This is a genomic window from Peterkaempfera griseoplana (assembly GCF_001418575.1).
Taxonomy (GTDB): Bacteria; Actinomycetota; Actinomycetes; order Streptomycetales; family Streptomycetaceae; genus Peterkaempfera; species Peterkaempfera griseoplana.
On the sequence record NZ_LIQR01000664.1, the window covers coordinates 1 to 5,229 of the forward strand.

6 protein-coding genes are annotated in these 5,229 nt (G+C 71.8%); 1 reads left to right on the plus strand and 5 read right to left on the minus strand.

Features of this window, described 5'->3' with window-relative positions:
• Positions 1 to 277 precede the first annotated feature (277 nt).
• Positions 278 to 1,342 carry an LLM class flavin-dependent oxidoreductase gene (locus AOK09_RS35005; protein ID WP_055591230.1) on the plus strand — a complete coding sequence of 355 codons (1,065 nt, stop codon included), beginning with the start codon at positions 278 to 280 and terminating at the stop codon, positions 1,340 to 1,342.
• A 65-nt stretch (positions 1,343 to 1,407) separates the two neighbouring features.
• Here the strand turns inward: AOK09_RS35005 and AOK09_RS35010 are convergent, their stop codons facing one another.
• From AOK09_RS35010 to AOK09_RS35030, 5 genes are all read right to left on the minus strand, one after another.
• Positions 1,408 to 2,028 (minus strand): TetR/AcrR family transcriptional regulator, encoded by a 621-nt coding sequence (locus AOK09_RS35010; RefSeq protein WP_055591231.1) that lies wholly within the window; start codon positions 2,026 to 2,028, stop codon positions 1,408 to 1,410.
• 87 nt (positions 2,029 to 2,115) lie between these two features.
• Positions 2,116 to 2,814, minus strand: coding sequence for an SDR family oxidoreductase (locus tag AOK09_RS35015; protein ID WP_055591232.1), 699 nt, complete (start codon positions 2,812 to 2,814; stop codon positions 2,116 to 2,118).
• 282 nt (positions 2,815 to 3,096) lie between these two features.
• Complete coding sequence (locus tag AOK09_RS35020; protein ID WP_055591233.1) at positions 3,097 to 3,585, minus strand: GNAT family N-acetyltransferase; 489 nt, start codon at positions 3,583 to 3,585, stop codon at positions 3,097 to 3,099.
• 156 nt (positions 3,586 to 3,741) lie between these two features.
• Positions 3,742 to 4,458, minus strand: coding sequence for an SDR family NAD(P)-dependent oxidoreductase (locus AOK09_RS35025; RefSeq protein WP_055591234.1), 717 nt, complete (start codon positions 4,456 to 4,458; stop codon positions 3,742 to 3,744).
• Positions 4,459 to 4,685: 227 nt separating this feature from the next.
• Positions 4,686 to 5,229 (minus strand): TetR-like C-terminal domain-containing protein (locus AOK09_RS35030; protein WP_055591235.1); only part of this gene is annotated, 544 nt, incomplete at its 5' end.

Genomic DNA, 5,229 nt, shown 5'->3' on the forward strand with positions numbered 1-5,229 from the left:
GTAGCCCGGCCGCGCGGCCGGCGCCCCTTCTGGGAGCCGTCCGCCGTCCGGCCGGTCCGGTGTACGGCGGCTGGGGGTGCTGTACGGGGCGCCCGTGGCCGAGGGGCTCGGTCCGGCGCTCCGAGGGCATCTGCTTGACAGGTCAAGGACTGCGGGGCTCTACTTGACGCCGCAAGTTCTTTCTTGACTGAGCAAGTAATGCCCCGGCGATGCAGCGAGCTGCGGACGCACTGGCCGCAGCCGGGCGCACCGGGCGACCACGGAGCGAGGAAACCGCATGACCGGCCATGTCGCGACCCCCGGGGGCACACCTCCGGTAACCCTCGGACTGGACACGTTCGGCGATGTCACCAGCGACGCCCAGGGCCGGCCGTCGACGCACGGCGAGACGATCCGCAACCTGGTGGAGGAGGGGGTCCTCGCCGACCAGGTCGGGATCGACCACTTCGCCATCGGGGAGCACCACACCGACTGGATGCCGCTCTCGGCCGCCGACGTGGTGCTGGGCGCGATCGCCTCCCGCACCTCGCGGATCCGGCTCGGATCGGCCGTCACGGTCATCAGCTCGGACGACCCGGTCCGGGTCTACCAGCGCTACGCCACGCTGGACGCCGTCTCCAAAGGGCGTGCGGAGGTGATTCTCGGCAGGGGGTCGAGCACCGAGTCCTTCCCGCTCTTCGGCTACGACCTCAGCGACTACGACCGCCTCTTCGAGGAGAAGGTCGACCTCTTCGCCGAACTGCTGAAGGAGGAGCCGGTCTCCTGGGCCGGCACCACCCGCCCCCGGCTGGACGGCCTGTCGGTCCACCCGCACAGCGAGTCCGGCGCGATCCCGACCTGGATCGGCGTCGGAGGCAGCCCCCAGTCGGTGATCCGCACGGCACGGTACGGCTTCTCGCTGATGCTCGCGATCATCGGCGGCCCGACCGCGCGGTTCGCTCCCTTCACCGAACTCTTCCGCCGCGCCCTGGAGGAGTTCGGGCAGCCTGAACGGCCGGTCGGGGTGCACTCCCCGGGCCATGTGGCCGCCACGGACGAGCAGGCCGTGGCGGAGTTCTGGCCCCACTACGAGCGCACCATGCGGACGGTGGCCGCACAGCGCGGGTTCCGCGCTCCGGCCTTCGAACACTTCATGCACGACGTGGGGCCGGATGGGGCCCTGTACGTCGGATCGCCCCGTACCGTCGCAACGAAGATCGCTGAGACGCTCCGGGTCCTCGGGGCCGGCCGTTTCGACCTCAAGTACGGGATGCACGGAATGCCGCACGGGACCCTGATGAACGCCGTGGAACTCTTCGGCACCGAGGTGGCGCCACTGGTACGCGAGATGACCGCCGCCTGAGGGTGTGCGCTGCCGCGCACCGTCGGCCGCTGCGGCACTCCGCGGCGGCCGGCGCCGCCAGGCCGTCAGACGGCGGCCGGGGCGGCCTCGGGGACGCGGGCACCGAGCAGCGCCAGGCAGTTGGCCCACAGCGTGTCGAGCCGCTGGACGTTGTTGTAGAGCTTGGCGAAGAGCACCTGGCCCTCGAGCTGGGCGACGACGGAGCGGGCGGCCTCCCGGGTGTCGGCGACGGTGACGTCCCCCCGTTCCCGGGCCTCGGCGACGACCTTGTCGACCATGTCGACCTGGGCCTCGAAGATCTGCTGGAGGCGCTCGCGGATGGCCTCGGTCTGGTTGGACATCTCCAGGGTGAGGTTGCCGAACAGGCATCCCGAGACGGTGCCGCAGCTCTGCTGCCCCGCGTGCTGGTCGGCCTGCGTGGCCTCGAACAGCTGCCGCAGCCGCTGGAGCGGTTCGCCGTCGCCGGTCAGGATGCGCGTCCAGCCCTGGCGCTCCTGGGCCCAGTGCTCGTCGAGGACGGCGAGGGCCAGCGCCTCCTTGGACTCGTAGAAGTAGTAGAAGCTGCCCTTGGGCACGCCTGCGGCCTTGCAGATCTCGGCCACCCCCAGAGCGGAGTAGCCGCGCAGCTCGATGAGCGACTGCGCAGCCGCGAGGATCTTCTGCCCGGCGTCACTGGTCCGTCCCATGGGTCCATCGTACGACCGGTCGACTAGCGGCGGCGGGTGGGGGCCGAGTGCTGCCGCGGTGGCCTGCGGGCGGCGGCGGGGCGCCGGTCAGTCCTGGGGCTCGGCGTCGAGAGGACGGGAGAGAGCGGCCTTGCGCTCCCTGGTGGCCTCGTCGGCCAGCACCTCGAGCCGGTCGCCGGCCAGGGCCCGCATGGTCTGCTCGGCCACGCTGGCGGGGCTGACCTTGGGGGCGTCCGTCCAGGCGCTGAGGTCGGTCTCCACGAAGCCGGCGTGGACCCCGACCACCAGCGTGCCCTGCTCGCGCAGTCCCTGGCGCAGCGCGTCGGTGAGCGACCACTCGGCCGCCTTGGAGGCCGCGTACCCGGGGTAGTCCGGACGTCCGACCCAGGAAGCCAGCGACAGCATGTTCACCAGGGCGCCGCCGCCGTTGCGCGCGAGGACGGGTGCGAAGGCCCGGGAGACCTCCCAGGTGCCGAAGTAGTTGACCTCCATGGCCTGGCGGGCCCCTTCGAGCGGGCCTTCCAGCAGTTTGGTCTGATAGCCGCCGACACCGGCGTTGTTGATCAGGATGGTGACGTCCCCCGCCTCCGCGGCGGCCGCGGCGACCTGATCGGGGTCGGTGACGTCCAGGCGCAGCGGGGTGAGGTCCGGATCCGTCACGCCTGCCGGATCGCGGACGCCGGCGTACACCTTGGCGGCGCCGTGTTCGAGCAGCGCACGGGCGAACGCGTTGCCGATACCGCGGTTGGCTCCCGTCACCAGGGCAACCGAACCCTTGATCTCCATGGTGCCTCCTTCGCCCTCGGCATCCTCGGGCAGGCTCCGTCGCCGGGGGCGGTGGCGCCTGGCCCGGTCCGCGACCGACGCGGGACCGTCGTGCGGGCGGCGGCTGCCGGGCGGCGCGTGCTGCTGCTCCCGGCCGGACGTGGGGCCTCTCCGCGGCCGGGCCGGTGTCCACGACGCGGCCGTCCCCTCCAGGCTAGCCTCCGCCTGCACTCACGGCCCGGACGACCGTCGGCCCCCGGTCCCCGGCGCGCCCGGACGGACGGGGAGGTGCGGGGCCGGGGGTCAGAGGGCGCGGTACATGATGTGCAGCCCGACATAGCCGTTCACCGGGTGGCGGAAGCCCTCCGGCAGTGTGCCCAGCACCTGGAACCCGAGGGACCGGTAGAGGTGGACGGCGGGCGCGTTGGTCTCGACGACCGCGTTGAACTGCATCGCCCGGAAGCCGGCCGCGCGTGCCCACTCCAGCGTGTACTCGCAGAGCGCCCGGCCCACGCCCTGTCCGGCGCGCGCGGGGTCGACCATGTAGCTGGCGCTCGCGATGTGTGAGCCGTTGCCCAGGTGATTGGTGTTCATCTTCGCGGTGCCCAGAACCGTTCCCGCTTCGTCGACGGCGACGACCGTGCGGTGGGGGGCCGGCAGCAGCCACCAGTCGCGGCCCTGCTCCTCGCTGAGATCGACCGGGTAGGTGAAGGTCTCGCCCGCGGCGACGATCCTGTGGAAGAAGGGCCAGATCGCGGTCCAGTCCTCGGCGGCGGCCTCTCTGATCAGCATGGGAAGAGGATGCCGGTGGGTCCGCAGGGCCGCCAGCGCATTTCGGGTCCGCCGGGGCCCTCGGGGGCGGCGATCGGCGGCCCTCGGCCCCGCAGCGCCGTCGCGCTGCGGGGCCGAGGGCCGTGGGGTGCGCCGACCGGCCGGGGTGAGGGCGGGTCAGTGGCCTGCGCTCTGGCCGCCGTCCAGGTGCAGGATCGCGCCGGTGACGAAGGGGGCCTTCTCCAGGTACACCACGGCGTCGGCGACGTCGTCGACCTCGCCGATCCGGCCCACCGGATGCAGCGCGGCCAGGGCCTCGTGGTACTCCTCCGCGTGCATGGGGGTCCTGATGATGCCCAGGGCGACGGCGTTGCTGCGGATGCCGCGGGTGGCGTACTCGATGGCCAGGGCCTTGGTGGCGGACTGCAGGCCGCCCTTGGTCAGGGAGGCCAGCACGGCGGGCACGTCGGAGCTGGCGTGGTCGACCAGGCTGGTGCTGATCTGCACGACATGGCCCCCGTCGCCCTGCTGGAGCATCCTGGCGATGGCGAGCTGGGTGATGCGGAAGAAGCCGCCCAGGTTGACGCCGGTCACCGCGTCGTAGTCGGCCTGGGTGTAGTCGGTGAACGGCTTGGAGACGAAGATGCCGGCGTTGTTGACGAGGGTGTCGATGCGGCCGAACCGCTCCACGCCGGCTGCGATGACGCGCTCCGCGGTGGCCGGGTCGGCGATGTCGCCCCGGACCGTCAGCACGCCGGGGTCCTGCGACTCGGCGATGGTGCGGGAGGTGGCGACGACGGCGTAGCCGAGTTTGCGGTAGGCGGTGACCAGGCCTTCTCCGATGCCCTGCGACGCACCGGTGATGACGGCGACCTTCTGGCCCTGGATGCTCATGGTGACCTTCCGAGTGGGGGAGCTGACCGGTTCACTAGCCGACCGGTCGCCTAAACGAAGCTAGACGACCGGTCGTCCAGTGTCAAACATCGCTGATTCAGCCTGGGCTCGGGGTGTTGCGCTGCTGTTGGGGTCGATGGACGTCCGCCCTTGGGCCTGTGGCGTACCGGCTCTTCGCCGCATTCGGGAGTGCGCGCAGCCGCGGCCGGGGCCGCCCGCCGTCGGGCCTACTGCTGCTGCTCTCCCGACGGGGCGATGCCGGCGAGGAGGTTGCCGATCAGCCGGTCCGCGAAGTCGGTGTCCAGGGGCTCGGACGGCAGGAGCAGTCTGTGGTAGCAGGCGCCCCACAACTGGTCGACCAGCGTCTCCAGGTCGACGTCGCGCCGGATCTGCCCCGCCTGCTGGGCGAGCGCGAGCCGTTCCACGGCGAGGTTGCGGCGCTTGCGCACGTACTGCGTGGAGAGTGCGGCCGCCAGGTCGGGGTCGCTCTGCGCGGCTCCGATGATCTCGGCCATGACGTTGCCGCTGCGGCCCAGCAGTTCCACGAAGGCATGCAGCTGGGTGGTCAGGTCGTGCCTGATGTCGCCGGTCCTGGGAAAGGCGAGGGTGTCCTCGAAGACCGTGAAGTACGCCTCGAACGCCAGGCTTCCCGGCGACGACCACCACTTGTAGAGAGTCATCTTGCTGACGCCGGCGAGGCCGGCGACCTTGGCGAAGGTCACGCCCGGCATGCCCTGGGAGAGCAGCAGCTCCGCGGCCGCGGACAGGGCG

Bases quoted from the DNA above. Each gene is read 5' to 3' on its own strand.
- AOK09_RS35005 (WP_055591230.1), top strand. From the start codon at position 278: ATGACCGGCCATGTCGCGACCCCCGGGGGCACACCTCCGGTAACCCTC.
- AOK09_RS35010 (WP_055591231.1), bottom strand. From the start codon at position 2,028: ATGGGACGGACCAGTGACGCCGGGCAGAAGATCCTCGCGGCTGCGCAG.
- AOK09_RS35015 (WP_055591232.1), bottom strand. From the start codon at position 2,814: ATGGAGATCAAGGGTTCGGTTGCCCTGGTGACGGGAGCCAACCGCGGT.
- AOK09_RS35020 (WP_055591233.1), bottom strand. From the start codon at position 3,585: ATGCTGATCAGAGAGGCCGCCGCCGAGGACTGGACCGCGATCTGGCCC.
- AOK09_RS35025 (WP_055591234.1), bottom strand. From the start codon at position 4,458: ATGAGCATCCAGGGCCAGAAGGTCGCCGTCATCACCGGTGCGTCGCAG.